This is a genomic window from Enterobacter sp. YSU (assembly GCF_016082135.1).
GTDB classification, from domain to species: domain Bacteria; phylum Pseudomonadota; class Gammaproteobacteria; order Enterobacterales; family Enterobacteriaceae; genus Enterobacter; species Enterobacter hormaechei_C.
The window spans coordinates 4,212,433-4,238,185 of the sequence record NZ_CP059487.1; the positions used below are offsets into that span (position 1 = coordinate 4,212,433).

Annotated in this window: 24 protein-coding genes and 3 pseudogenes; 9 read left to right on the forward strand and 18 right to left on the reverse strand. The window is 58.0% G+C overall.

The annotated features are described in order from the left end of the window. Positions 1-41: 41 nt before the first annotated feature. Entirely contained in the window at positions 42-3,944 is a 3,903-nt protein-coding gene (hrpA, locus tag H2Z33_RS20135; RefSeq protein WP_063135141.1) for an ATP-dependent RNA helicase HrpA, read from the reverse strand. A 203-nt stretch (positions 3,945-4,147) separates the two neighbouring features. Between hrpA and azoR the strand changes: the two genes are divergently transcribed. Beyond that, on the forward strand, positions 4,148-4,753 hold the full coding sequence (gene azoR / locus H2Z33_RS20140; RefSeq protein WP_015570577.1) for an FMN-dependent NADH-azoreductase: 606 nt from the start codon (positions 4,148-4,150) through the stop codon (positions 4,751-4,753). A 90-nt stretch (positions 4,754-4,843) separates the two neighbouring features. Then, entirely contained in the window at positions 4,844-5,530 is a 687-nt protein-coding gene (locus tag H2Z33_RS20145; RefSeq protein WP_063135140.1) for an RluA family pseudouridine synthase, read from the forward strand. A gap of 7 nt (positions 5,531-5,537) precedes the next feature. Here H2Z33_RS20145 and H2Z33_RS20150 read toward each other — a convergent pair whose 3' ends face one another. Beyond that, positions 5,538-6,077, reverse strand: a complete 540-nt coding sequence (locus H2Z33_RS20150) for a DUF2058 domain-containing protein (protein ID WP_017384500.1) — start codon at positions 6,075-6,077, stop codon at positions 5,538-5,540. Between the two features lie 168 nt (positions 6,078-6,245). Between H2Z33_RS20150 and H2Z33_RS20155 the strand changes: the two genes are divergently transcribed. Continuing rightward, positions 6,246-7,220 (forward strand): DUF1852 domain-containing protein, encoded by a 975-nt coding sequence (locus H2Z33_RS20155; protein WP_023296571.1) that lies wholly within the window; start codon positions 6,246-6,248, stop codon positions 7,218-7,220. A 25-nt stretch (positions 7,221-7,245) separates the two neighbouring features. Continuing rightward, positions 7,246-8,274 (forward strand): methionine synthase, encoded by a 1,029-nt coding sequence (locus H2Z33_RS20160; protein WP_003857302.1) that lies wholly within the window; start codon positions 7,246-7,248, stop codon positions 8,272-8,274. Positions 8,275-8,277: 3 nt separating this feature from the next. Here the strand turns inward: H2Z33_RS20160 and H2Z33_RS20165 are convergent, their stop codons facing one another. Further along, a complete protein-coding gene (locus tag H2Z33_RS20165; RefSeq protein ID WP_033486781.1) occupies positions 8,278-9,210 on the reverse strand; it encodes a LysR family transcriptional regulator in 933 nt (310 codons plus the stop codon). A gap of 98 nt (positions 9,211-9,308) precedes the next feature. Here H2Z33_RS20165 and H2Z33_RS20170 point away from each other — a divergent pair, with 98 nt between their 5' ends. Together H2Z33_RS20170 and H2Z33_RS20175 are read left to right on the forward strand one after the other, a co-directional pair. Further along, the gene (locus tag H2Z33_RS20170; RefSeq protein ID WP_063135139.1) at positions 9,309-9,743 is read left to right on the forward strand and encodes a DMT family transporter; all 435 of its coding nucleotides are present in this window, start codon (positions 9,309-9,311) and stop codon (positions 9,741-9,743) included. 4 nt (positions 9,744-9,747) lie between these two features. Next, positions 9,748-10,206 (forward strand): DMT family transporter, encoded by a 459-nt coding sequence (locus H2Z33_RS20175; protein WP_003857305.1) that lies wholly within the window; start codon positions 9,748-9,750, stop codon positions 10,204-10,206. On the opposite strand, the gene H2Z33_RS20180 is transcribed toward H2Z33_RS20175, so the two are convergent. The 8 genes and pseudogenes from H2Z33_RS20180 to H2Z33_RS20210 form a co-directional block, all read right to left on the reverse strand. Further along, positions 10,188-10,736: a DUF3833 domain-containing protein gene (locus H2Z33_RS20180; protein ID WP_017384502.1), complete on the reverse strand. Its 549-nt coding sequence runs from the start codon at positions 10,734-10,736 to the stop codon at positions 10,188-10,190. The two genes, H2Z33_RS20175 and H2Z33_RS20180, sit on opposite strands and share 19 nt — an antisense overlap. A 23-nt stretch (positions 10,737-10,759) precedes the next feature. Then, a pseudogene (locus H2Z33_RS23540) lies at positions 10,760-10,972 on the reverse strand (hypothetical protein); the annotation flags it as partial. Continuing rightward, a pseudogene (locus tag H2Z33_RS23465) lies at positions 10,962-11,174 on the reverse strand (DUF2878 family protein); the annotation flags it as partial. The pseudogenes H2Z33_RS23540 and H2Z33_RS23465, both read right to left, overlap by 11 nt. A 40-nt stretch (positions 11,175-11,214) precedes the next feature. After that, on the reverse strand, positions 11,215-12,435 hold the full coding sequence (locus H2Z33_RS20190; RefSeq protein WP_047733401.1) for an SAM-dependent methyltransferase: 1,221 nt from the start codon (positions 12,433-12,435) through the stop codon (positions 11,215-11,217). Further along, positions 12,432-13,154 carry a DUF1365 domain-containing protein gene (locus tag H2Z33_RS20195; protein WP_045357753.1) on the reverse strand — a complete coding sequence of 241 codons (723 nt, stop codon included), beginning with the start codon at positions 13,152-13,154 and terminating at the stop codon, positions 12,432-12,434. The genes H2Z33_RS20190 and H2Z33_RS20195 overlap by 4 nt, the downstream gene beginning before the upstream one ends. 1 nt (position 13,155) lies before the next feature. Continuing rightward, complete coding sequence (locus H2Z33_RS20200; RefSeq protein WP_023303690.1) at positions 13,156-14,415, reverse strand: NAD(P)/FAD-dependent oxidoreductase; 1,260 nt, start codon at positions 14,413-14,415, stop codon at positions 13,156-13,158. Next, on the reverse strand, positions 14,412-15,131 hold the full coding sequence (locus tag H2Z33_RS20205; protein ID WP_017384506.1) for an SDR family NAD(P)-dependent oxidoreductase: 720 nt from the start codon (positions 15,129-15,131) through the stop codon (positions 14,412-14,414). Before H2Z33_RS20205 ends, H2Z33_RS20200 begins: the two co-directional genes overlap by 4 nt. Next, positions 15,128-15,562 carry a nuclear transport factor 2 family protein gene (locus H2Z33_RS20210; protein ID WP_063135138.1) on the reverse strand — a complete coding sequence of 145 codons (435 nt, stop codon included), beginning with the start codon at positions 15,560-15,562 and terminating at the stop codon, positions 15,128-15,130. The genes H2Z33_RS20205 and H2Z33_RS20210 overlap by 4 nt, the downstream gene beginning before the upstream one ends. 258 nt (positions 15,563-15,820) lie before the next feature. Here H2Z33_RS20210 and H2Z33_RS20215 point away from each other — a divergent pair, with 258 nt between their 5' ends. Next, positions 15,821-16,018: a hypothetical protein gene (locus tag H2Z33_RS20215; RefSeq protein WP_003857318.1), complete on the forward strand. Its 198-nt coding sequence runs from the start codon at positions 15,821-15,823 to the stop codon at positions 16,016-16,018. A 1-nt stretch (position 16,019) separates the two neighbouring features. Next, positions 16,020-16,772 (forward strand): hypothetical protein, encoded by a 753-nt coding sequence (locus H2Z33_RS20220; RefSeq protein WP_017384508.1) that lies wholly within the window; start codon positions 16,020-16,022, stop codon positions 16,770-16,772. Between the two features lie 56 nt (positions 16,773-16,828). On the opposite strand, the gene H2Z33_RS20225 is transcribed toward H2Z33_RS20220, so the two are convergent. Continuing rightward, on the reverse strand, positions 16,829-18,805 hold the full coding sequence (locus H2Z33_RS20225) for an alkyl/aryl-sulfatase (RefSeq protein ID WP_045339732.1): 1,977 nt from the start codon (positions 18,803-18,805) through the stop codon (positions 16,829-16,831). 202 nt (positions 18,806-19,007) lie between these two features. Between H2Z33_RS20225 and H2Z33_RS20230 the strand changes: the two genes are divergently transcribed. Continuing rightward, positions 19,008-19,643, forward strand: a complete 636-nt coding sequence (locus tag H2Z33_RS20230) for a helix-turn-helix domain-containing protein (protein WP_023296565.1) — start codon at positions 19,008-19,010, stop codon at positions 19,641-19,643. A gap of 42 nt (positions 19,644-19,685) precedes the next feature. Here H2Z33_RS20230 and paaY read toward each other — a convergent pair. The 6 genes and pseudogenes from paaY to paaH form a co-directional block, all read right to left on the reverse strand. Next, a pseudogene (gene paaY / locus H2Z33_RS20235) lies at positions 19,686-20,290 on the reverse strand (phenylacetic acid degradation protein PaaY). A gap of 9 nt (positions 20,291-20,299) precedes the next feature. Next, positions 20,300-21,235: a phenylacetic acid degradation operon negative regulatory protein PaaX gene (paaX, locus tag H2Z33_RS20240; protein ID WP_032103751.1), complete on the reverse strand. Its 936-nt coding sequence runs from the start codon at positions 21,233-21,235 to the stop codon at positions 20,300-20,302. 133 nt (positions 21,236-21,368) lie between these two features. Beyond that, entirely contained in the window at positions 21,369-22,685 is a 1,317-nt protein-coding gene (gene paaK, locus H2Z33_RS20245; protein ID WP_017384511.1) for a phenylacetate--CoA ligase PaaK, read from the reverse strand. Between the two features lie 26 nt (positions 22,686-22,711). Next, entirely contained in the window at positions 22,712-23,917 is a 1,206-nt protein-coding gene (pcaF, locus tag H2Z33_RS20250; protein WP_017384512.1) for a 3-oxoadipyl-CoA thiolase, read from the reverse strand. Next, complete coding sequence (gene paaI / locus H2Z33_RS20255; protein ID WP_015570592.1) at positions 23,917-24,339, reverse strand: hydroxyphenylacetyl-CoA thioesterase PaaI; 423 nt, start codon at positions 24,337-24,339, stop codon at positions 23,917-23,919. The genes pcaF and paaI overlap by 1 nt, the downstream gene beginning before the upstream one ends. Next, entirely contained in the window at positions 24,329-25,753 is a 1,425-nt protein-coding gene (gene paaH / locus H2Z33_RS20260) for a 3-hydroxyacyl-CoA dehydrogenase PaaH (RefSeq protein ID WP_032669969.1), read from the reverse strand. Before paaH ends, paaI begins: the two co-directional genes overlap by 11 nt.

Consider the following 25,753-nt stretch of genomic DNA (forward strand, 5'->3'; position numbering starts at 1 on the left):
TCCCGTAGGCCCGGTAAGCGCAGCGCCACCGGGCAACGGTTTTAGCCGGAAATCTGCTCCATCGCCTGCAAGATACGCTTATCCGAAATGGGATACGGCGTTCCCAGCTGCTGAGCGAAGAAGCTGACGCGCAGCTCCTCGATCATCCAGCGGATCTCCCGCACGTCGTCGTCATCGCGACGCGCCGGCGGCAGTTTGTTGAGCCACTGCTGCCACGCCTGCTGCACGTTTTCGACTTTCAGCATCTGCGCACGATCGCGATGCGGATCGACCGCCATTTTCTCCAGACGCTTCTCTATCGCCTGCAAATAACGCAGCGTATCGCCCAGATGCTTAAAGCCATTGCCGGTGACAAAGCCGCGATACACCAGCCCCGCCATCTGCGCCTTGACGTCCGACAGCCCCAGGGCCATGGTCATATCCACCCGCCCCTTCAGGCGCTTGTTGATATTGAACACGGCGGTAAGGATCTGCTCGACCTGTTTGGCAATCTCGACCACGGTGTCGTTCAGCTCCGAGCGCACCTTTTCATGAAGCTGAGCAAAGCCCTCTTCCGTCCAGACCGGACCGCCGGCCTCGTGGATCAGCTTATCCACACCGCAGGAGATGCAGTCGTCGATCAGGTCCAGCACCTTACCGTACGGGTTAAAGTAGAGCCCCAGCTTGGCTTTGTTCGGCAGCTTCTCGTGCAGATACTTAATCGGCGACGGGATGTTAAGCAGAAGCAGTCGACGCAGCCCGCGCCACATCATCTGCTGTTGCTCCTGCGGATTGTCAAAGAGCTTAATCGCCACGCTTTCGCGCTCATCCACCAGCGCGGGCCAGGCTTTCACCCTGTAGTTCCCGCGCTTCTGCTCGTAGCTTTCCGGGAGCTGACCAAAGCTCCAGATGTGCAGCCCGCTCTGCTCAATGCCGTCATCGGCCACCGCAGAGAGCGTCTCCTGGACTTTACCTTTCAGCGCCTCTTTCAGCTCCGTCAGAGAACGGCCTTCGAGCAGCTTTTTGTTTTTATCGTCCACCACGCGGAATGTGATTTTCAGGTGATCGGGCACCTGATCCCAGTTCCAGTCGTCGCGGTCGATGGTGGTCCCGGTCATGCGGCGGAACTCACGCTCCAGGGCGTCCAGCAGCGGCAGCTCCAGCGGTGTGACGCGGCCTAAAAACGCTTCGGCGTAGTTCGGCGCCGGCACAAAGTTACGCCGCACCGGTTTAGGCAGGGATTTGATTAACGCAATGACCAGTTCGCGGCGCAGGCCGGGGATCTGCCACTCAAACCCGCTCTCTTCCACCTGGTTTAACAGCGGCAGCGGAATGTGCACCGTCACACCATCGGCATCCGCGCCCGGCTCAAACTGATAGGTCAGACGCAGCTTGAGGTTGCCCTGATGCCAGAAGTTCGGGTAATCGAGTTTGCTGACCGACTCCGCGCCCTCTTTGATCAGCATGCTCTTTTCGAAGTTGAGCAGGTCCGGGGCCTCTTTGCTGGCTTTCTTCCACCAGCTGTCGAAATGGCGCGCCGAGATCACATCGTGACTGATGCGCTGATCGTAAAACTCAAACAGCGTCTCGTCGTCCACCAGAATGTCGCGACGGCGGGACTTGTGCTCAAGCTCTTCCACCTCGGCGCGCAGCTTCAGGTTTTCGCGGAAGAAGGCATGACGCGTCTGCCAGTCGCCTTCCACCAGCGCGTGGCGGATAAACAGCTCGCGACTCAACGCCGGATCGATCTGGCTGTAGTTAACCTTACGCGCGGCCACCACCGGCAGGCCGTAGACGGTGACTTTTTCCGTCGCCATCACCGCGCCCTGCCCGCGCTCCCAGTGCGGCTCGCTGTATGAGCGTTTCAGCAGGTGCTGCGCCACTGGTTCAACCCACTCCGGATCGATACGCGCGGCGATACGCCCCCACAGACGGCTGGTTTCCACCAGCTCGGCGACCATGGTCCACTTCGGCGGCTTCTTAAACAAACCGGAGCCCGGGAAGATGGAGAAACGCGCGTTGCGTGCGCCGGTATATTCCTGCTTATCCGCATCCTTCATCCCGATATGAGACAGCAGGCCAGTCAACAGGGCGATATGGATTTCGCGGTACTCCGCCGGTTCACTGTTCACCGGGATACCCAGCTCTTTCACCACCTGGCGCAGCTGGGTGTAGATATCCTGCCACTCGCGTACGCGCAGATAATTGAGGAAATCCACCCGGCACTGACGGCGGAACTGGTTCGAGGAGAGCGCTTTTTGCTGCTCGCCAAGGTAGTTCCACAGGTTCACAAAGGCGAGGAAATCGGACTCTTTATCGTGGAAGCGACGGTGTTTTTCGTCCGACGCCTGCTGCTTGTCCATCGGACGCTCGCGCGGATCCTGAATGGAGAGCGCCGAGGTGATGATCATCGCCTCGCGCACGCAGCCGTGTTTTTGCGCCTCCAGCACCATGCGCGCCAGACGCGGGTCGACCGGCAACTGGCTAAGCTGGCGGCCCAATGGCGTTAGCTTGTAGGCCGTCGCCTGTTCGTCGGTGGTGATGGCCCCCAGCTCTTCCAGCAACCGCACCCCGTCCTGAATATTGCGCTTATCCGGCGCTTCCACAAACGGGAAGGCGGCGATATCGCCCAGCCCCAGCGCGGTCATTTGCAGGATAACGGATGCCAGGTTGGTCCGCAGGATCTCCGGATCGGTAAACTCAGGGCGCGACAGGAAATCGTCTTCCGAATAGAGACGAATACAGATCCCTTCCGACACGCGGCCGCAGCGCCCCTTACGCTGATTAGCCGACGCCTGCGAAACCGGCTCAATCGGCAGGCGCTGAACTTTGGTGCGGTAGCTGTAGCGGCTGATGCGCGCCGTACCCGGGTCGATCACGTATTTAATGCCCGGTACGGTCAGCGAAGTTTCGGCCACGTTGGTCGCCAGCACGATGCGGCGCCCGCTGTGGGGCTGGAACACGCGGTTCTGCTCGCTGTTCGACAGGCGCGCGTACAGCGGCAGGATCTCAGTATGGCGCAGATCGCGCTTGCTGAGCGCATCGGCGGTATCGCGGATCTCGCGCTCGCCGCTCATGAAGATCAGAATGTCGCCAGAACTCTCGTTGCCCAGCTCGTCGACGGCATCAAAGATGGCCTGAAGCTGGTCGCGCTCGGTATCGTCCGCCTCTTCCACAATCGGGCGATAGCGCACTTCCACCGGATACGTGCGTCCTGACACCTCGATAATCGGCGCATTGTTGAAATGTTTTGAGAAGCGCTCCGGGTCGATGGTCGCGGAGGTGATGATGATTTTCAGATCCGGACGCCGGGGCAGCAGCTCTTTCAGGTAGCCGAGCAGGAAGTCGATGTTCAGGCTGCGCTCGTGCGCTTCATCGATGATGATGGTGTCGTACTGCATCAGCAGACGATCCTGCTGGATTTCCGCCAGCAGGATACCGTCGGTCATCAGCTTAACCATGGTGTTATCGCTGACGTGGTCGCTGAATCGCACCTTGTAGCCGATGCAGCCACCCGGCTCCGTTTGCAGCTCTTCCGCAATACGGTTCGCCACGGTGCGCGCCGCCAGACGACGCGGCTGGGTGTGACCGATCAGCCCTTTCACCCCGCGGCCCAGCTCCATGCAGATTTTCGGCAGCTGAGTGGTTTTACCTGAACCGGTTTCCCCCGCGACGATCACCACCTGGTGGTCGCGTACGGCCTCAAGAATGTCCTGTTTCTTCTGGCTGACGGGCAGATTTTCCGGATAGGTAATCTCCGGACGTGCGGCTTCACGCAGCACAACTTTCCCTGCCGCCTGTTCAATCTCGTTGGCCATCTCCTGGTAAATGGCCTGTTGTGCATCAGGATTTTTAACCTTCTTAACGCCGTGCAGACGGCGCGCAAACCGCTGTTTATCGCGCAGCATCAGCGAATCAAGCTTTTGCATCAGCATCGGGAAGGTCAATTTTTGGTGTTCTGTCATAGCGTTAACGGGCAGTGCACTGCCGGATAAAATCTCTTTTTAATGATTGGTATAGAGTACCACATCAGCGCTTTTCGCGCCTTATTCAAAAAATTCGAACATAGGCTTCGATATATTGCGCTATCCCTGTGGCAGGATTGTGAATAAAGTGTCAACAAGCAACGGGGCAACCCCCTCAATCAAATACAAAACAGGAATTTCCCATGAGCAAAGTATTAGTGTTGAAATCCAGTATTCTGGCAGGGTATTCACAGTCTGGTCAGCTGTCTGACTATTTCGTTGAACAGTGGCGTGAACAGCACAGCGCGGATGAAATCACCGTGCGTGACCTGGCGGCAAACCCAATTCCTGTGCTGGACGGCGAGCTGGTTGGCGCGCTGCGTCCGAGCGATGCGCCTCTTACCCCGCGTCAGCAGGAAGCCCTGGCGCTCTCCGACGAGCTGATTGCTGAGTTGCAGGCGCACGACGTTATCGTGATCAACGCCCCAATGTACAACTTCAACATTCCTACCCAGCTGAAGAACTACTTCGACCTGGTGGCGCGTGCTGGCGTAACCTTCCGTTACACCGAGAACGGCCCGGAAGGTCTGGTGAAAGGCAAGCGTGCGGTTGTACTGACCAGCCGCGGCGGTATTCACAAAGATACCCCTACCGACCTGGTCGCACCGTACCTGACGCTGTTCCTGGGCTTCATCGGCATTACCGACGTGAACTTCGTGTTCGCTGAAGGTATCGCTTACGGCCCGGAAGTGGCCACCAAAGCGCAGACCGACGCGAAAGCCGCTATCGACAGCCTGGTCGCTGCCTAAGTTTTCCCCCTCTCACCGCCCGGTGGGAGGGTTTTTCTTTTCCCCCGTATTTCGTTATCATCCGCACCCACTCTCCAGCCCGGCGGCCTGATGTCTGTCATTATCGATACGTTTATTGCACCACCCTGTCACGACGACATTGAGATCCTCTGGCAGGACGAGCATCTGCTGCTGATCAATAAACCTTCCGGTCTGCTCAGCCTGTCGGGGAAAAATCCGCAAAACCTCGATTCCGTCCACCACCGTCTTGTTCAAACCTTTCCCGGCTGCACGCTGGTGCATCGTCTTGATTTTGGCACTTCGGGTCTGATGGTCATTGCGCGTAACAAAGCGATCAACGCCGCGCTTTGCCACCAGTTCAGTCAGCGCGCCGTGAACAAGGTTTACACCGCCCTGCTGTGCGGACATGTGGAACAGGACGAAGGGACCGTGGATGCGCCGATTGCCAAAGATCCGGCGCTGTTTCCGCTGATGACGATCTGTGCCCGCACCGGTAAGCCCGCTCGCTCCCGCTATCGGGTGGTGGAACGTATTTACCAGGATACGACAATGCCGCTGACGCGGGTTGAGCTTACCCCGGAGACCGGGCGCACCCACCAGCTGCGCATTCACTGCCAGCGGTTAGGCCACCCTATTCTGGGGTGCGATCTGTATGGTGGTCTGGAATGGCCGGGGGCGGAAGAAACGCCCCGGCTGATGCTGCATGCAAGCGCTCTGAATTTTATTCATCCGCTGAGCGGCGAAACGATAAACGCCCGTCACGCCGCGCCGTTCTGAGCGGGGATTACCACATTAAATCGTCAGGGATTTTGAAGTCTGCGTACGGATCGTCTTCGTCCTGCTCTTCCTGACTCAGGGCGCTGTTTAGCACAATGCTGTCCGCATCGCGCTGGGCAATTTTATCCGCCACTACCGCCGGGATAATCGCGTAATCACAGTCGCCATTCGCGTTAATCACCAGTCGGGCAATCGCCAGACGGCCGTTGATCAGCTGGGTTTGCGTCTGCTTATCGACCTCGATTTTTTTGATAAGGTTGCCGTCGGTAAAGTTAAAGGTAATATTGCCCTTCGCCACGGTGATGCGGTTCATCTCAATCAGCTGCTTCACCTGCGCCCTGAACTCTTTTGCCAGCACCGCCTGTTTTTGCTGTTCGCTCAGCTGCTTATCACGCTCCAGCTGGGCTTTCTTGTTCTCTTCAACAGCCTCTCTCGCCTCGCGAGCCTGGACGCGGGATTTTTTCGCCGTGCGCTGGACCTTCGCCATCTTTTTACTGCTGACTAAGCCCGCTTTCAGCATCTGCTCTTGTAGGGTGAGTTTTGTCATGTTCGTTTAAACCGGTTGGAAATGTCGGGGGATTATACCTGAATCGCGCAGTTCATGAAGAACCCTCATGTTGCAGTGAAATTAAGTCACTTCCCCTGCGCCAGTGGCTCAGGCATAAATTATGCATTGATAACGTTCCGGCAACATGAACTTAGGATGCATAACCAAATGAGTCAGGCTTTCACATTTACCCTTAAGCGCAGTTGCTTTGATGAAAATTATAACCCGTCAGAAAACACGCGTACCACCACCAACTTCGCCAACCTGGCGCGTGGCGAGAAGCGTCAGGAGAACCTGCGCAATACGCTGGTGATGATCAACAACCGCTTTAACGCGCTGGCGAGCTGGGATAACCCGAAAGCTGACCGCTATGCCGTCGAGCTGGAGATTATTTCAGTCGATATGAATATCGGCGGCGATTTTACTTTCCCGGCCATCGAAATTCTGCAAACGACGATCGTGGATAAAAAAACCCACGAGCGCATCGAAGGCATCGTCGGAAATAACTTCTCATCGTATGTTCGTGACTATGATTTCAGCGTCCTGCTGCTGGAGCATAATAAAGACCGGGCTCGTTTCTCTCTCCCCGAGAATTTTGGCGAGCTGCACGGCAATATCTTTAAAAGCTTCGTTCATTCTGCGGAATATCAGGCGAACTTTAAAAAAGCGCCGGTGATCTGCCTGAGCGTCTCCAGCAAAGACACCTATCGTCGTACCGGTAACCACCACCCGGTGCTGGGCTATGAGTACCAGCCGGACGGCGAGTCGCTAACGGAACAGTACTTCGCGAAGATGGGCCTGAAGGTTCGCTATTTCATGCCGGAAAACAGCGTCGCGCCTTTTGCCTTCTTCTTCACCGGCGATTTACTGCGTGATTACACCAATCTGGAACTGATCGGCACCATCAGCACCATGGAGACGTTCCAGAAGATCTATCGACCAGAAATTTACAATGCCAATTCCGCTGCGGGACAGTGCTATCAGCCCGACCTGAATCAGCAGGATCACTCATTAACCAAAATCGTCTATGACCGTGAAGAGCGCAGCCGGCTGGCCATTGAACAGGGTAAATATACCGAAGAGCGGTTTATCAAACCCTATAAAACCCTTCTTGAGCAGTGGTCTCAACACTTCACGCTTTAATTTAATACGGATAAAAGGTTCTTTTATGAAAACATTGCTCCCGACATCAACGGCTGGCAGCCTGCCGAAACCCACCTGGCTTGCGCAGCCGGAAACGCTCTGGTCGCCGTGGAAACTCCAGGACGAGGAATTACTGGCAGGGAAACAGGATGCGCTGCGTTTGTCTCTGGATGAACAGATTCGCGCCGGGATTGATATCGTCAGCGACGGGGAACAAACCCGCCAGCATTTCGTCACCACCTTTATTGAACATCTCAGCGGCGTGGATTTTGAGAACCGTCAGACGGTACGCATCCGTAACCGTTACGATGCGAGCGTGCCGACCGTGGTAGACGCGGTGGCGCGCCAGAAGCCGGTGTTTGTTGACGACGCGAAATACCTGCGCCAGCTGACTGACAAGCCGATCAAGTGGGCGCTGCCCGGCCCGATGACCATGATCGACACGCTATACGATGCCCACTATAAAAGCCGCGAAAAGCTGGCCTGGGAGTTCGCTAAAATTCTCAATCAGGAGGCCCGCGAGCTGGAAGCGGCCGGCGTCGACATTATTCAGTTCGACGAACCTGCCTTTAACGTCTTTTTCGACGAGGTGAATGACTGGGGTATCGCCGCACTGGAGCGCGCCATTGAAGGGCTGAAATGCGAAACCGCGGTACATATCTGTTACGGGTACGGCATCAAAGCCAATACGGACTGGAAAAAGACGCTCGGCTCCGAGTGGCGCCAGTATGAAGAGGCATTTCCAAAGTTACAGACCTCGAAGATCGATATCATCTCGCTGGAGTGCCACAACTCGCGCGTGCCGATGGATCTGCTGGAGCTTATCCGCGGTAAAAAAGTGATGGTCGGGGCAATTGACGTCGCCACCCAGACCATCGAAACGCCTGAAGAGGTGGCCGATACGCTGCGCAAGGCGTTGCAGTTTGTTGATGCAGACAAGCTCTATCCGTCCACCAACTGCGGTATGGCCCCCCTTTCCCGCCAGGTCGCCAACGGTAAGCTGAAGGCGTTAAGCGCCGGGGCCGACATTATCCGTCGCGAGCTTGCCCGCTAACCTTCAGGTTTGCCAGTACAGCGGCGTACCGAACCGCTCAATATAGTAATCAATCACCGCCCTGACGTTCAGGGGCGGATGACGCGCGTTCGGGTAAATCGCCGCAATCGTCAGTGGCTCCGTATTAATTGAACACTCCATTTCCGGCAGCAGCGCCACCAGCTCACCGCTTTTGAGCCGTTCGCTCACCATCCAGTCCGGGAAAAGCACAACGCCCATGCCGCCCAGCGCCGCAATCAGGAGCGTTTCCGCGTTATTGGAAGTCATCAGCGGTACAATGGGATAGTGAACCCACGCCTCGCCCGGCCGCCGGATCAGCCAGCGGTTAGGCCCGGACGAGCCGCGGTAAACCAGACAGTGGTGACGGCTGAGATCGTCCGGCCCCTCGGGCGCGCCATGTTTTTGCAGATAGTCCGGCGAGGCCGCCAGATGATAGAACTGCTGCCCGAACACCCGGGCGTGAAACGAGGAGTCCGTCAGCGCGCCGATGCGGAAGATAACGTCCGCGGCATCACGGTGCGGATCGATAAAATCGTCGGTGAGGGTCAGTTCAATGGAGAGACGAGGGTAACGCGCCAGAAGCCCCGGCAGGCCCGGCGCGATGTGCCTTTGTCCGAAAAAGACCGGGCCATTGATACGCAGCGTGCCCGACGGCTCGCGGGCGCGTTCATCCAGCTCGCGTCGCGCGTCCTCCATATTCCCGGCCATCGCACGGGCATAGCGCACAAAAAGATGCCCGCTCTCTGTGGGCATAATCGCCCGCGTGTTGCGGTAGAAAAGCTGTTGCCCGAGGGCGTCCTCAAGCTGGTGGATCACGCGTGAGACCTGCGACGCAGAAATCCCTTCCCGCCTCGCCACCACGGAAAAATTCTGCGTTTCATAAACGTCGATGAAGATCAGCAGCGCGCGAATGCTGATATGTCCGGCACCCATCATTAATGCATTTCCTGCAAAGGTGTTTCCTGCATTATGGCATTTTTCTCAATGATGTTCAGACGTAATCTTCTCCGCCTGGAAAAAGGAGAAAAAGCGTTATGCACATTATTTTAATTTTACTGGTGATTGCCGGCGGCATGGGGCTGTCCGTGGAAGCCGGGCTGCTGGGGCCGCTGGGCGCAGAGGTGGGCGACCTGTGGGCGGCGTTCAGCATATTCAGCGTGGGAACGGGGCTGACGTTTCTGCTGATGCTGTTTTTCAGCCCGCGCAACAGTCCCTCATTTTTTGCGCAGCCTTCATGGCACCTGTTGGGCGGCGTGCTCGGCCCGGTTTACGTCATCATTCTCACCATTGCCACGCCTGCGATCGGCATTGCCATGACGATGATCGGCATTCTGGCAGGCCAGGTTTTTAAAAGCCTGATTATTGACCACTATGGCCTGCTGGGTACGCCGCACCGCAGGATCGATACAAAACGCATTATTGCGCTGGGATTTATCATCGCCGCGCTCATTCTCGTGGCGCAGGTGTAACGTTATGACAGTAATTATGATTATTCTGGCGGTGATTGGCGGCGCAACGCTGAGCATTCAGGCTGCTATTAACGGGCAATTAGGCAGCAGCGTGGGGGTATTTAAAAGCGCGTTTCTGACGTTTTCCGTCGGCGCGCTGGTGACCGCCCTGCTGATCTTCTTTTTTGAGCCGAAACAGGCGGTCAGCCTGATGGATGTGCCCAAATGGCAGCTTCTGGGGGCCCTCTGCGGCGTGCCCTATATCGTGATTATGGTGCTCGCAGTGCAGCGCATCGGGACCGCCGTTGCCACGGTAGCGGTTATCCTGGGCCAGCTGGCCATGAGCATGCTGATTGATAACTTTGGCTGGCTGAACAATGAAGCCATTCCGTTTTCAGTGAGCCGTTTCGGGGCCGTCGTCTGCCTGAGTATTGCGCTCTTCTTCATCTACTCAAGCAGTAAACCTCAGCCCGAAGAGGATTGACCGCCCTCTTTGCGGGTAAAGAACAGCGTCACCGTGGCGACGGTGACGCCAAATTTCTTCATCTCGGTTTTATTAAACAGACGGGTGCTGTCCTGCAAATACATCCAGTCATCAAAGTGCAGCAGCCAGGTTTTGCCGTCCGCCTTCACGTTCATGCTGTAGCGCCAGTTAAGGGCATTGCCCGCCGCCTGGCCTGTCGCGCCACCTTCTATGTCACCCGCCGTGCCTTCATAGCGATTCTGCCCTACGCGGCGGATATGCCAGACGCGCTGCTGCTTCTCGCCGTCATCGTAGACAAAATGTTCATTCAGGGTCAGCGTATCGCCGATAACATCCCCGGCGATCTCGACGTGAAAACGACGGATCTGCTTACCGCTGCGATCCTGCACCATCCCCCACGCCTCGGTTTTCCCCTGGAAGTAAGTAAAAATATCAAGCCGTGGCTGCTGCTGACGATACTCTGTCACCTCGGTGCTACATCCGGCCACCAGCATCGTCAGGGCAAGCGCCATTAACAGGAAACGTTTCATTGTGGTCCTCCGATTAACTGCTGACGCAGTTCAGGATATTCGCTCAGCCAGGCTTCACTCTGCGGCTCCTGCTGCAAAATGCCCTGCGCCTGCCACTGGTCGCGGGTCGCCTCAACCAGGTCGTCACCATCGATGTCCCGGGCATAGGTGATAATCAGCGCATTATCGCCTTCTAACCCTGTATAGCTGCCGTCGGGCGTCAGAAGCTGAGAGGTATAAACGGTAAACGGCCCCCAGACGCTCGCCGATCAGGTAGGCCACCGGCCCGCCCAGGGTCGCCAGTACCTTCAGCAACCAGCCCGGCAAGGTGGTCGTGCGGGTCAGTTGCGTCCAGACGGTGGCAAACATTAGCCACAGCGCCACCATCCATAGCGGCATCAGGGACGCGCCCGTGAACGCAATCAGCCCCGTCAGCGCCCAGAGCGCGTCCAGTAGAGATCAAACCCGATGGCCAACAGAAATACCTGCCCGTAGCGCTTCATACGCGTTCCGCAGTCAGCTGCACCACGCTGATGGTGCGGGCATTAAACCCGGCTTCACAGTAGCCGAGGTAGTACAGCCACATCCGGCGGAAACGGTCATCAAACCCGAGCTTTTCAATCTCCTGCCAGGCGTGAACGAACCGCTGACGCCAGTGCGCCAGCGTGCGGGCGTAGTCCGGTCCCATATCGAAGAGGTTACGCACCACAAAATCGGTATGGCGGGTCATGAGTTCATTCATGGCGGTGATGCTGGGCAAAAAGCCGCCGGGGAAGATGTAGCGCTGAATAAAATCGACGCTTTTGCTGTAGTCGCGATAGCGTTGATCCTGAATGGTGATGGCCTGAATCGCCATCCGCCCGCCTGGACGCAGACGCGCCTGGCAGGTGCGGAAAAATGTTGGCAGGTAGCGTTGACCGACGGCCTCAATCATCTCAACCGACACCAGCTTGTCGTAGACCCCGGTCAGATCGCGGTAGTCGCAGAGCAGCACCTCAACACGATCCTGCAACCCTGCCCGGGCGATGCGCGCGGTGGCCCAGCGGTACTGCTCCTGCGACAGCGTGGTGGTGGTCACCCGGCAGCCGTAATGACGGGCGGCATATTCCGCCATCGCCCCCCAGCCGGTGCCAATCTCCAGCAGATGATCGTTTGCCGTGAGCGCCAGCTGGTCACACAGCCTCGCCATTTTCGCCTGCTGAGCCGCGGTCAGATCCTGCTCGTCCCCGCTAAACAGCGCGCTGGAGTACAGGAGATGTTCATCAAGGAAATGGGCGTAAAAGGCGTTGCCCAGATCGTAATGGGCGGCAATATTTTCCCGCGCCTGCGCGCGTGAGTTGCGCCGCATCCAGTGCCGCAGCCGCTCCACCGGTTTCCCGAGCAGGCGAAACCCTTTTTCCAGCTTTCCGAGGATTTGGCTATTGCGCGCAATCAGCTCCAGCAGCGGCGTCAGGTGGGGCGTCTCCCAGTCGCCATCCATCCACGCTTGTGCCGCGGCGAGGCTGCCCCCGGTTAAAATGCGCCAGTAGACGCCCGGAGCAAGTACCTGCACCTCAGCGTGAAGCGCGGCGGAAGCGTCGCCGAACTGGAACGTCTGCGCGCCTTCACGCAGCGTCAGCGAGCCACCGTGCAGGCCATTCAGCAGGCGGAAGAGCAACCATCGCGCGACGCGGACGTTGCGCGGGATATCGGGTTCAAGCGCAAAGACGGGATTGGTCATGAGCGTTCACTCCTGCTGAGGGGATGGTTATGCAGCGGTACGCGCTTCAGCCACAGCCTGAGCGCCTGCCAGTAAATGGCGAAAACGGTTTTGAGGGTCATCAACGGGATCCGCGCCAGCAGCGAACGCAGCGCCGTGCGCGTCAGCGGGACCCGGCGCAGCGTCAGGGTGGCATCAAACACCTTCGTCTCCTGATGGTTTTCGATATGCATGCGCAGCGTGCTGTCCGGGCTGTTGAAGCGCCAGTGGTAGATCATATCCATCGGATTAAAGGGCGAGACGTGAAACGCTTTCTCCGTCGGCGGGGCGTCCCGCCCCGCTACCGCGTAGTAATGTCGTTCATTCCACGGCGTGTTACGGACTTCGGCGAGAACCCAGCGCAGGGTGTCTTCCCCGTCATAGCAGTAGTAAAAATTGACCGGGTTGAAATGAAAACCGAAATAGCGCAGCTGAGTCAGAAGCATGACCCGCCCCGCCGGACGTTCGCCGGTCAGATTTTCCAGACACTCAAGGACACGCGCTTTGAGCGGCGTGCCCAGCGGGTAATCCGCATCATAAAATGCCGCGGGCGCAACGCGGTTACGACGCACGCCGACAGAGGGCAGCGCGTCCAGCTCATCCAGATCGAGCCAGGCCATAAATACGCTGTAGGTAAAGTGGTGCGCTTTCGGCGCAAGCCGACGATGGCGCAATGTACCGTGGTAAAGGCAGCTGTTCATCTCAGTTGCCCTCCCCGGTCGCGATAGCGTTGACCACGTCCAGCGCACTGCGCACGCCATCTTCGTGGAAGCCGTTGTACCAGTACGCGCCGCAGAACCAGCTCCGCTGGCGACCGTTTATTTCGCCGCGCCGGGCCTGAGCTTGCCAGCTTTGCGGGTTAAAAAGCGGATGCTCATAGACAAAGCGGCGCAGCACAAACCGTTCCTCCACCGGCGTTTCCGGGTTGAGGGTGACGCAAAACAGCGGGCTACCCGGCGGCAGTCCCTGCAAGATATTCATGTTGTAGGTGACGCAGGCGCTGGCCTGATCCTGCTCGCTGAGGCGGTAGTTCCAGCTCGCCCACGCGCGTTCGCGCACCGGCAGCCAGCGCGGATCGCGGTGAAGCACCACCTCGTTACGCTGCCAGCCGATATCCCCCAGCACCTCGCGTTCAGCCTGCGTTGGGCTGGCGAGCATCGCCAGCGCCTGAGCGGAGTGGCAGGCGAAGATCACCTGATCAAAAGTGTCTGTTACGCCCTCACGCGCAATATCAACCCCACGATCGTGGCGAATAACCTGCTGCACCGGCGCGTTAAGGTGCAGCGTCAGGCGATCGCCGAGCGTATCCAGCATCGCGCGGATATACTCCCTGGAGCCGCCTGGCACCACGTACCACTGCGGACGATGGGTAATGTCCAGCAGACCGTGGTTTTCAAAAAAGCGTAAAAAGAGCGGCAGCGGAAAGCGTTTCATCTCCTGTAGCGACGACGACCAGATAGCCGCCCCCATGGGCAGGATGTAGTGGCGCGCAAAAAAGGGCGTAAAACGGTGCTGGCGCAGGAACGTTTCCAGCGTGGCGGAACCATCGACTTCGCCCCGGAGCGTCTGTTTCGCCAGCCGGTTAAAGCGCACGATCTCCTTCAGCAGCGTCCAGAAAGCCGGGTTGAGCAGATTACGTCGCTGGGCGAACAGCGACGTCAGCGTGTGCCCGTTGTACTCCAGCCCGCTCTGCGGGTTGTGCACCGAAAAGCTCATCTGCGTTTTTTGCCCGCAGATGCCCAGTTCGCTGAGCAACCCCATGAAGCGCGGATAGGTGCGGTCGTTGTAGACGATAAAACCGGTATCGATGGCAAAGCTGCCCTGCGGCGTATCGACATCCACCGTTGCGGTATGGCCGCCCGGCGTGGCCTGCGCCTCAAACAGCGTGACCTGATGATGTCCGGCGAGCCGCCAGGCACAGGTTAACCCGGCGATGCCGCTGCCGATAATTGCGATTTTCATGGTCGCACCATCCTGCGCAGCAGTGCGCGCTGAAGTACATCGGGCAGGCCGGAAAGCAGGCGCAGCGCCAGGCTGAACCCGGCGGGAAACGCGATGTGATCCTTCCCTTTTGCCAGACCGCGACGAATGGCGTGGACGGCGTCCCCCACGCTGACCCGGCCCGGCATCGGGAAATCGTTTTTGCGGGTCAGCGGCGTGTCGACAAAACCGGGTGAAACGACCGTGACGGCAATCCCTTTCGGTTCCCAGTCGAGGCGCAGCGTATCGGCGAACCAGGTTAACGCCGCTTTAGAGGCGCCATACGCTTCGGCTCGCGGGAAGTGAAGCCAGTGCGCCATCGAACTGACCAGCACCACGCGGTTGCCGGATACCAGCTGCGGCTGCAACGCCGCAAGGCAGTTTACCGGCCCGATGAAATTGGTGGTCATGACCCGCGCCACCAGCTCGGCATCCACCTCGCCGCGGTCGAGATACTCGCAGGTTCCGGCGCAGAGAATCACCGTGTCGGCAGTACAGTCCGCCAGCGCCTGGCGACAGGCGTCCCTGTCTGTCATATCGAACAGGCGCACCGTAATGTTGGGGCTGTACTGATGCACGGCTGCCAGACGTTGCGCATCGCGCCCGCAGGCAATCACCCTGTAACCATCGTCGGCAAAAGATTTCGCCAGCCCCGCCCCGATGCCCGAGCTTGCGCCGGTGATCAGAACCGTTTTCATGATTTCACTCTTCGCTTCACGCCGCGCACGGCCCAGCCGAGTATCGGGAGATGTTCGTAAATCATCTCTCCGGCATCGTAGTAATCCCGCTGGCGAACAATGCGATCGTCGCGCATGTCTACCACGGAGCAGCCTGGCAGCTGGCGCATTGCCCCCCCGGCGATACGTGGGTGCGACCAGTGCATCATCCAGGTGACCACAAAGCGATCGCCCTGCTGCAACGGTGCATCGACGGTAAAGCGACAGTGCTGGACGTTAGCCAGCAGATGGGTGAAATAGCGCTGAATCGCGAACACCCCGCTGTGTTCGCCAAAGGGATCGATAAGCGTGGCATCGGCGCGATAAATCCCCGCCAGCGCCGAAGGTGGCTGGGTATCCAGCGTGGCGTAGTAATCAATGAACCGACTGATGACGGACGGCAACGTGCTCATGGGTCACATCCTGGGTGTAAACAACGTAGCGGAATCGCATAATTTAAACTTACACAATTAACTTTATTTGTCCAAGTTTGCGCAGATATATTTTTTATTCTTATTGTTTTTCAGTTACATGGAATATCACCATGCACAACCATTTTGTGAAAAATATGAATTTCGCCGCCAGGCTGGCGTTTTTTTAGGGATAACCTTAAGGCAAAGGTGCCATTTATCTTCCAGACTTATCCTTTTAATTCATAAGGATGTCACGCGATGAAACATTTACTGATGACGCTCTTTTCCAGCCCGGAATCCTTGTTGCAGGTCATGAGTCACCAGGAAATTATCGAAGCCGTAGAGGATGGCGACCGCATCATCATCGATCAGGATGGAAACGCCTCGGTTAACTACAAAAGCCACGAAGTACGGCAGGACTTTCTGCGCCATGTCAACGCGCTGAAGAGGGCCTGAAATGGGAACGGCAATATTCATGGTATTGATGGTATGCGGGTACTGGTACACCAGCCGCGACCTCTCAACACGGTTTAAAATCAAGCGATCCTTTGGCTGGGACGTCTATTTTCTTGTTGCACTGTATGGCTGTATTTTTGTTCTTCAGGGGGTGATCGCCACCGGCCTGCTGTGGCTGCTGTTGTTCGCCCTCTCCGCCGCCGATAACACGTTCCATTTCACGTCAGCAAAATATGCCGACTGGCAAATTGATTTTATGAACTGGAGCTTCCTGGGGATTCAGGCCCCGGTGGTGGTGATGCTGACCTTCGCGATCCTGTTTTGTCTCTACCGCTCGAACTGGGCCGGAAGCGCGCGGCTGGACGGCGATGGCCGGAAAAAATTGTACAAGCGGCTGGCGCAGTCGAGCGGGATTGAACAACTGCTCTATCAGTGCATGGAGGAAGGTGAACTGGCGCACGTCACGCTGAAATCGCGGCGGATCTATATTGGCATGATCCATACCGCCACGCTGGAGTATGAAAAAACGGCCAATATCGTGCTTATTCCGATGCTGAGCGGCTACCGTGACGGGAAGAACATGCAGCTGTGTATCGAACATAACTACAGCAAATGGTATGCCGAGCATGACATTACGCTCGATTCGGAGCCCAAAAGCGCCATGGATTTTCGCAAAGTGATCATGCTGGATCAGATCGAGAGTATTTCGCTGTTCGATCCGGCAAGCGCCAGCGCGCTGGCGATGCGTGAATGAAAAAATGGCGCCTTATCGCAATAAGGCGCCAGAATTAACCAGGATGAACGCTAAACTTATGGCGTGACAATATTGAACCAGAAGTCAAATGTGTCCATGTAGCTCAGCATCTCTTCCAGCTTCGCTCTGTCTCCGCTCACCTTGACGTCACCCTTGTCCATCGCCTGCTTGAGCGTCTCTTTCTTAAGGATGATGTCATTCAGCGTGGTGCGGTCCAGGGTGATGGTTGCGTCGGCATCCTTCGCCTGCGCGTTGGCGGTATGGTTCAGCACGCCGTTTTCCAGCTCCAGCTTGTATTTGCCGCCATCCTTACCGAGATCGATGTTAAAGACCGCTTTCGCGTTACCGGCCCGCACCCCGTTGATGTGCACGCCCAGGTAGTCGAAGAACATTTCCGGGGTCATCGCCCGCACGGTATCCGGGCTGGCGGTGTTCGGCGTCGGCAGCTTCTTCACGCCATTACGCAGTTCCTGCGCGCCGGTCAGGTAGAAGTTACGCCAGGTGCCCGCTTCCGCCTGGTAACCTAACTGCTCCAGCGCGTCGGCTTCCAGATTACGTGCCGCAGCGTTCTGCGGATCGGCGAAGACAATTTTGCTGGTCACCTGCGCCACCCAGCGGTAGTTGCCCTGCTGATAGTCAGCTTTGGCTTTCTGCATGATGGCATCGGCCCCTCCCATGTATTCCACAAACTTCTTCGCAGCCTGTTCAGGCGGCAGTTCGTCGAGGGTAGCCGGGTTGCCGTCGAACCAGCCGAGATAAAACACGTAGGTGGCTTTGACGTCGTGGCTGACGGAACCGTAATAGCCGCGGCTCGCCCACTGTTTTTCCAGCGATTCCGGCAGTGTAAATTCAGCGGCGATCTCGTCGCGGGTCAGCCCCTTGTTTGCCATACGCAGGGTCTGGTCGTTGATGTAGCGATACATATCGCGCTGGCCTTTCATCAGCTTGACGATATTCTCGTTGCCCCAGGTCGGCCAGTGGTGCTGCGCAATAATCACTTCCGCGTCCGCGCCCCAGCGCTCAATGGCGGCGTTGATGTACTTAGACCAGGCCAGCGGATCGCGGATTTTCGCGCCGCGCAGGGAGTAGGTGTTGTGCAGGGTATGGGTCACGTCCTCTGCGGCTTCGATCATTTTCTTCTCTTTGACATACCACAGCATTTCGGACGGGGCTTCTGAGCCCGGCGCCATCATAAAGTCGTAGGTCAGCCCGTCAATCACTTCCTGCTGGCCGGTATGGGTAATGTAGTTGGTCGGCGGGATCAGGGTCACCGTACCCGCAGAGGTGGTGGTGCCAAGACCCGCCCCCACCTGGCCTTTTGCATCCGGCTTCAGCAGGTTGCCGTACATATAGCTCGCACGGCGGCTCATCGCATTCCCGGCCATAATGTTTTCGGAAACCGCTTCTTTCATAAAGCCTTCCGGGGCGTAGATCTTCACTTTGCCGGACTTCACGTCGGCTTCGTCAACCACACCGCGCAGGCCGCCGTAGTGGTCGACGTGACTGTGGGTGATCACCACAGCGACGACCGGTTTCTTGCCGCGGTTTGCATAGTAGAGATCCAGCGCTTCTTTCGCCGGTTCAGCGCTTAACAGCGGGTCGATAACGGTGATGCCCTTCTCGCCTTCAATGATGGTCATGTTGGAGAGATCGAGATTGCGGATCTGATACACGCCGTCGGTGACCTTAAACAGCCCGCCAATGTTGATCAGCTGTGACTGACGCCACAGGCTCGGGTTTACCGTATCCGGGGCTTTTTCACCCTCTTTCACGAAATCATATTTCGCCGGGTTCCAGATAACGTTCCCCTGCTCGCCTTTAATCATGTTTTGTGGCAGCGGGGCGATAAAACCTTTATGGGCGTTCTCAAAGTCGGTTTTATCGGCAAACGGTAATTTGTTATACAGGGCGTTATTTGCCTGCCGGGTTGTGGCAGTGGCATCCTGCGGCTGCACTTCCGCAAACGCGGAAAGCGACAGCGACGTCAACACACCGGCAAGCGCCAGATGTTTAGCAATTAGGGTTAATTTCATTGAATGGCCTCATAGATTAATTGCGCCGCCTGGATATTTACTGTTGGCGGATAATTTTAATGCGAACTCATTGACGACCATTCTAATCAGAATACTTTCTCATCATAGTCCCATATGGGACTGGTTATTTATCGGTTCGTAATCCGGGGGCTATTGCTGCTATACTCGCTACCACGGCAGACGTTGCGGGGAGAGGCTTAGCGTGAATTTTCAGGATATCCATACCTATTATCAGCAACTCAATATTGGGCAATTCTTTCCGCACATGCTTTGTAAAGGCGAGGCCTTAACCGTTGCCGCAAATAAAAAATTCACCGTCGAGCCTGGCTATATTTATTTTTGCACTGAAGGGTCGCTGACAATATTAATGCCTGATGATGGCCTAAATATTGGCAATACTATCGAGTATATGCCGATAGGGTTAATGGAAAGGTATTGTCCACTGGCGAAGTATGAATATCGCAGCAGTGCAAAGGTGAAGCTGGTGAGAATAGCCTGGGCCGACTTCGACCAGCTATTTTTCGAGGGCGGATCTGAGCGCATGCAGGCGCTGGCCACCATACTGACCTACATGTCCATTTTCACCATCGACCTGCACAATGAACGCAGGCAGGTCACCAGCTACCAGACCATCAAACCGATGCTCTATCGCTATCTCTATCGGCAGGAGACCCACACGGGAGAGAATGAGGGCCTGGCGCTGTTTATCATTAAGCGCACTAACCTGTCACGCACGCATGTCTTTCGCGTGCTGGCAGATCTCAAAGCCGGGGGCTATATCACCATGAAGCGCGGAAAGCTGGTGTCGATTGACCGGCCCCTGCCGGAAGCGTATTAAGCTCATCTTCACGCCTTGAGCAACACGCGGGAACGAACGGCCTTATTTATCCCGGCCAGCCGACTTGGGCCGTAAATTCTCATCGAAGACCAGCCGTTTGCGTCCGGGCTCTTCTTCCCGCAGCGGCTCCACCTGATGCAGCGTCTGCTTACAGCGATCCACCAGTACCTGATACTCCCGCGTGCCCTGCTTTTTCCACTCTATTTCCTGCGCGCTTAACTCACGAATCGCTTTCGCCGGACTGCCAAGAATTAAGTGATTCGCAGGCATCTCCGCTTTGGCCTTCACAACGCCGCCGCCCCGACGATGCTGTTTTCGCCGATCGTCGCCCCGTCCATCACGACCGCATTCATCCCCACCAGCGCATTACGGCGGATAATGCAGCCGTGCAGGATCGCGCTGTGGCCGATATGCCCGTCCTCTTCCACCACCGTGTCCTGCTCCGGAAAACCGTGCATCACGCAGTTATCCTGGATGTTCGCGCCGTCTTTCACCACGATCCGGCCAAAATCACCGCGCAGGCTGGCGTTAGGGCCCACGTAAACACCTTTTCCGAGGATCACGTCGCCAATCAGCACCGCGGTCGGGTGAACATAGCTCTCTTCAGGCACGACCGGCGTCAGACCATCAATTTGATAAACAGGCATACCCTCTCCTTATGTGATATTCAGACCACCAAAACGCTGGTGATAAAGCGTGCCGGGAGCGGGCAGCTCGCCCACGGAGGTTTCCCCCTTCTCACTGACAAACGCCAGGGCTCCCGCCGCCACGCGCTGGTAGATGTTAATACACAGCTGTCGCGCGCTCTGTCCCGCCCAGTGCGCAGGAAGTAACTCCTCCGGCAACAGCGGATCTTTCAGCACCACGCGACGATAAAAATGAATGAGTAACAGCTGGATCTGGAAGCAGCGTTCCGGGGTCAAATCCTCAGGCGGCGCCTCTTTCAGCAGCGGCAGCAGCGGACGGAACGAGTTGATAAACGTTTCGTACATCGCGTTTTGTTCGGTCAGCTGCCAGCACTCTTCCACGCGGGATCGTAGCGCCGCGCGTGACAAGGCCAGCGGCGAATGGGCTTCAAAGAAAATGACGTTTTCCGCCACGCCCGCGTCATGCAGCAGAGACTGCACGTCCGCCAGGTTCTGCGACGGCGAGGCCATCAGGCTCGGCGCCAGCGTGCCGAACCCTTGCCAGATGAGCTGTTTTTTCACGTCCGCGAGCGTGGTTTTATCCAGCCCCTCGGAAAGCAGCAGCAGCCATTTACCATCCCACGCCGGCAGTTCCGCACGGTAGATTTTATTTTCCGCGCGGCGGGTCAAACGCAGCCCCTTATCGCTGAGACGGTAAAAGCTGCGACGGCCAATGCGGGACACGTCCAGCCAGCCCTCTTTGTTGAGGCGAAACAGCGCGGTGCGCACAAAGCGCTCCCCGAAACCCATCCCTTCCAGCAGGGCCGCCAGGCTGCCGAGCCAGATCTCTCCGCCGCGATGGGAAAGCGCATCGCCATACAGCGAGGAGATAAGCGACGTTCCGCTGACGGGAACAGAGCTGACTGCGTGCTGGATAAAGGCATCAAGTTTATTCATGTGATTCATTCTGTTGTTATTTTTTTCCTGGATGAATCATAGCATACGAATCTGGGGTGTACCCTCACCCTAACCCTCTCCCAAAGGGAAAGGGAACTTAATACACCCTCTCCCTTTGGGAGAGGGCTGGGGTGAGGGAAATTCAACCGTTGGCTGCCACTTTACGCAAATCAAATACCCGGCAGGCTTTACCCTCGGAGCGCGGTATACTGCCGCAGTTCACGATCATCACGTCGGTCGAGATCCCCACCATCGATTTAATCCGATGACGCAGCTGATGGCAGACCTGACAGCGCTGTTCATGGGTCAGCGTTAAGCTGCTCTGTTTCAGCTCGACCTTCACCGAAAGTGAATCAAGATGCCCGCGGCGGTTCACCTCCAGCTGATAGTGCGGCGAAAGGTGTTCGAACTTAACGATCTCCTCTTCCAGCTGTGACGGGAAGACGTTAACCCCGCGAATGATGAGCATGTCGTCGCTGCGCCCGCTGATGCGATCCATCCGGCGCATGGTGCGTGCGGTGCCCGGCAGCAGGCGCGTCAGGTCGCGGGTGCGGTAGCGGATCACCGGCAGCGCCTCTTTGGTCAGCGTGGTGAACAGCAGCTCACCCTGCTCGCCGTCGGCCAGCGGCGTGCCGTCATTCGGGTTGACGATCTCCGGGTAGAAGTGATCTTCCCAGATGGTCGGGCCGTCGGCGGTTTCAAGACACTCCATCGCCACGCCCGGCCCCATCACTTCGGAGAGACCATAGATATCCAGCGCGGTAATGCCCAGCCGTTTTTCAATTTCGCGGCGCATCGCCTGCGTCCACGGCTCGGCGCCAAACACGCCGACGCGCAGGGAACAGGCACTGGCATCGCCGCCCATCTGACGCTCCAGCTCTTCAATCAGGTTCAGGCAGTACGACGGCGTCACCATGATCATATCCGGCTGGAAATCGCGGATCAGCTGCGCCTGCTTCTCCGTCTGGCCGCCGGACATCGGGATCACCGTCGCTCCCAGACGCTCGGCACCGTAGTGCGCCCCCAGCCCGCCGGTGAAGAGCCCGTAACCGTAAGCGACGTGAATTTTATCCTTCGCGCTGCCCCCGGCGGCGCGCAGGGAACGGGCGACGATATTGGCCCAGTTGTCGATATCATTCTGGGTATACCCCACCACGGTCGGCTTTCCGGTGGTGCCCGACGAAGCGTGGATACGCACCACCTGCTCCATCGGCACCGCAAAGGTATCAAACGGGTAGTTGTCGCGCAGATCCTGCTTGGTGGTGCACGGGAATTTTTGCAGGTCCGCCAGCTCGGTGAAATCGTCAGGGTGAACGCCCGCGGCATCAAACTTGCGTTTGTACATCGGAACGTTGTTGTAGGCGTGGTGCAGCGTCCACTTCAGGCGCGCGGTCTGCAACGCCTGCAATTCATCAATGGACGCGGTTTCGATCGGATCAAGCTTTGTTGTATTTATCATCGCAGGGTACTCACATTATTGTTCGCTCAAACACGCTCAAGGATCATGGCAATGCCCTGACCCACACCGATGCACATCGTACACAGCGCGTAGCGCCCGCCGCGTCGGTGCAATTCATTGCTTGCGGCCAGCGCCAGTCTGGCACCGCTCATTCCCAGCGGATGACCTAGCGCGATCGCCCCGCCGTTCGGGTTGACATGCTCCGCGTCATCCGGCAAGCCCAGCTGACGCAGCACGCCCAGCGCCTGTGCGGCGAAGGCTTCATTAAGCTCAATGACGTCCATATCGGTGATACTGAGTCCGGCACGCTCCAGCACCTTGCGGGTGGCGGGCACCGGGCCTAATCCCATCAGGCGCGGCTCGACGCCCGCTGTCGCCATGGCCACAATGCGGGTGCGCGGGGTTAACCCCTGGGCAAGCGCCATCGGCTCGCTGGCGATAATCAGCGCCGCCGCCCCGTCGTTGACGCCAGAGGCGTTCCCCGCCGTCACCACACCGTTCTTACGGAACGGGGCTTTCAGCGCGGCAAGCTGTTCCAGGGTGGTTTCGGCGCGCGGATGCTCGTCCACGCTCACTTCCGTTACCGCACCTTTTTTCCCCGCCACCTGTACCGGGATAATCTCCTGCGCCAGAACGCCATTCTGCTGCGCCCGTGCGGTGCGCTGCTGGCTGCGCAGGGCAAATGCGTCCTGATCGGCACGGCTTATATTTAACAATTCCGCTACATTCTCTGCCGTTTCCGGCATGCTGTCAGTTCCGTATTGCTGATGCATGAGCGGATTCACAAATCGCCAGCCGATGGTGGTGTCGAAGATCTCCGCCTGACGCTGAAACGCCGCCGTGGCTTTGCCCATCACGAACGGCGCACGGGACATGGATTCGACGCCACCTGCGATCAGCAGATCGCCATCCCCGGCCCTGATGGCGCGCGCCGCAAAGCCAATGGCATCCAGACCGGAGCCGCACAGGCGGTTAATGGTGGTGCCGGATACCGTCTGCGGCAGCCCGGCCAGCAGCGCCGACATGCGCGCCACGTTGCGGTTATCCTCCCCGGCCTGATTCGCGCAGCCGAAGATCACGTCATCTATGCGCTCCAGATCGAGCTGCGGGTAACGCGACAGCAGCGCACGCAGCGGCACGGCACCTAAGTCATCGGCGCGCACGCTGGATAATCCTCCGCCGTAGCGACCAACCGGGGTACGCACCCCCTCACAAATAAATGCGTCACGCATCAGGCTTCTCCTGTCACACTGCCGCCAGTGCGGTGCGATTTCCCGCGAAAAAGAGCGACGGTTTTCTGTTGTTGGTTCTGAATTTCAATGTCGTAGACGCCGGTCAGTTTGCCCTGATGCTTCACCCGCGCGGTGGCGGTGAGCTTATCTCCGGCAAAGCCCGGACGCAGAAAATCGATGGCGCAGCCTGAGGCCACCGCCGCCAGCCCCTGACTGTTGCAGGCGTAGGCAAAGGCGGTATCGGCCAGCGAGAACAGCTGTCCGCCGTGGCAGGTTTTATGCCCGTTGAGCATCTGCGGGGTGATGGTCATGGTCACCACCGCGTAGCCCTCGCCCATGTCGATAATGTCCATCCCCATCGCCTGCGCGCAGGCGTCCCGTTCATACATCGCGCGGGCGTTATGCCAGGCGTTATGACTCATAGCTACTCTCCAGAAGCGCACGCTGGCGCAGCAGTGAACAGGGGCGATAGCGTTCCTCGCCGTAGTGACGTTGCAGATTCTCCAGCAGCGTTAACAGACGCTGCCAGCCAAGGCGCTCGCCCCAGGCGATGGGCCCGCAGGGATAGTTGACCCCTAAGCGCATGGCGGTATCGATGTCTTGCTCGCTGGCGACCCCTTTTTGCAGGGCGTCCAGCGCTTCGTTGGCAATCATCGCTACCGTGCGCCAGACCAGCAGGCCGGGGTAATCAGCAATCTGTACCACCCGTTTCTCCTGATGCTGCAACCAGTAAATGGCTTTCTGCGTGGCGGCGTGCGGGTTGCCCGGTGCGGCGGCTATCACGGCCACATCCCGCTCGATGCGGTCGACCACCACCACCGGGCAGCCGTGGCGCAGCGCCAGCGACTGCGCGGTTTCACCCTGCGTTTCGATCAGCAACAGATCGTCAATTTCCGTGACACCGTCACTTCTTCGCTGTACGCGCATCGGGCTGAAGCTGTCGCTGACCGGGGCGAGCCAGCTGACGGCGGGTTTTTCCTCCAGCCAGCGGTAAACGCCCTGCCCGCTTTTCTTACCCAGACGCCCCGCCAGCACTAGCTCCTGCTGCACCAGCGACGGCAGAAAACGACGCTCCTGCCAGAAGGCGTTAAACACGGAGCAGGTCACGGCAAAGTTGACGTCCTGACCAATCATGTCCGTCAGCTCAAGCGGCCCCATCGGGAAGCCTCCGCCGTCTCGCAGGGCGGCGTCGATCACCTCGGGCGTTGCCACCTGCTCTTCCAGCGCGCGCCAGGCTTCCGAGTAGAACGGGCGCGCCACGCGGTTGACGATAAACCCCGGCGTGGACTGGCAGCGTACCGGCTGCTTTCCCCAGCTCAACGCCAGCTCGCACAGTGCATCGGCCACTTCGGGAGAGGTCGCCAGCCCGCTGACCACTTCCACCAGCTTCATCACCGGGGCAGGATTGAAGAAGTGCAGCCCGGCGACGCGTTCAGGGTGGTTTATCTCCGCCGCAATCGCGGTAACGGAAATGGACGAGGTATTGCTGGCAAGCAGCGTCTGCGGCGGGCAGATCTCTGCCAGCTGGGTAAACAGCGCTTTTTTTACCTCAAGCCGCTCGGAGGCCGCCTCGATCACCAGATCGGCTTTCGCCAGAGCACTGATAGTCGTCACCGGCGTCAGGCGGGCGAGGATCTGTTCCCCGGCGTCGGCAGAGAGTTTTCCGCGCGCAACGCGAGAGGAGAGCCGCTGACGAATGCCGTCGATGGCGCGGGAAATCGCCGCTGCATCAATGTCGTACACCAGAACCGGATGACCGTGGCTGGCTGCCACTTCGGCAATACCGGCGCCCATGGTGCCGCTGCCAATGACGGCGACCGTATGGATATTCACCAT